The 1,092-nt window shown below is 65.2% G+C and carries 2 protein-coding genes; one reads left to right on the forward strand and one right to left on the reverse strand.

Annotated elements, in window-relative coordinates; genetic code table 11:
- Position 1 precedes the first annotated feature (1 nt).
- Complete coding sequence (locus ACZ38L_RS39625; protein ID WP_465703044.1) at positions 2-445, reverse strand: DUF1707 SHOCT-like domain-containing protein; 444 nt, start codon at positions 443-445, stop codon at positions 2-4.
- Positions 446-472: 27 nt separating this feature from the next.
- Here ACZ38L_RS39625 and ACZ38L_RS39630 point away from each other — a divergent pair, with 27 nt between their 5' ends.
- Positions 473-868, forward strand: coding sequence for a hypothetical protein (locus tag ACZ38L_RS39630; RefSeq protein ID WP_465703046.1), 396 nt, complete (start codon positions 473-475; stop codon positions 866-868).
- Positions 869-1,092 lie beyond the last annotated feature (224 nt).

A 1,092-nucleotide genomic window follows, 5' to 3' on the forward strand; every position in this document is an offset into this window, starting at 1 on the left:
CCTAGACAAGCCGGATCATCGCAGGTGGCAGGGCACCTTTCCCATGCCGTGACAAACAGTCACCGATCAACAGTGACGTGATGAAACATCGAGGCTGGGGGCCCAGTGCCAGAGCGGTGGCCGTCGCCCCGCTCGCGGGAAGCAGGGCACTGGAGAGCGCGGCCACGCGCCCGCCTGAGGCTATGCCAAACCGGGCGCGGGAGGCGGACGCGAGCCGGTTGCCCGCCTCCCGGCCCGCGGATGCTCCACCGCCGTCCCAACCGGGAGCGGGCAGGTCGTCGAAGAGCGCCCGCAGGTCTGCCTCCGAGACGGCGGCGTGCGCCCGTTCCATACGTGTTTCGAATTCGGACGGGGTGAGGCGCTCGGCCGCCATGTGCTCGCTCAGCGACTCAATCGCGCGATCCCGTTCGGTCGCCCCGACACGCAGGCTCGGAAGCTTCTCCACGCCTCTGATTCCTCTCCCCATCCCTGAATGAACGACGATGCTATCGCCGCCCACATGCGGACTGAAATGCGTGGGACCTTCGTGTGTCCCCCGCTCAACGAAGGCCTCGAGGGCAGCGAGGCCCCGCTGGAACCTGGCGGCCACGCGGGCGATGGCCGCGGCGAAGCCGAAGGTGTCGCGGGCGGACCGGTTCCAGCAGGGCCTGGTGTCGCCGTGTTCGTCGAACGGGAGGGACGCGCGAAAGTCCCGCGCACGCGCAAGACAGCGGAGGGGCTGTCCCTGGGCGCCTGGCTGAACAACGCCTGGCTCCACCAGTTCAAGCGCCTGCGGATCCGCTACGAGATACGCGGCGACCTCCACCTGGGCCTGCTTCAACTCGCTTGCAGCATCATCTGCCTGCGACGACTCCGAACCTCATTCTGAAATGATCAGTAAGCGCCAGATGTACGGCCGATCAGCTTCCGCTTCCTGCGCCACCGCATCCTGCTCAACTGAACAATAGGAGCCGCCGATCACCGGCTACGAAAGTCTTGGAAGAGCCGTTCTTTTTTACGGCTCTTCGCTCGCATGTGTGGGTCGGTTCGTGTCATGAGATAACGAACGCCGCACCCTGCGTAGGTTTCTGATTGTGATGATCAAGAACCTGC

Source organism: Kitasatospora sp. NPDC024654, assembly GCF_055559155.1.

Bases quoted from the DNA above. Each gene is read 5' to 3' on its own strand.
- ACZ38L_RS39630 (WP_465703046.1), top strand. From the start codon at position 473: ATGAACGACGATGCTATCGCCGCCCACATGCGGACTGAAATGCGTGGG.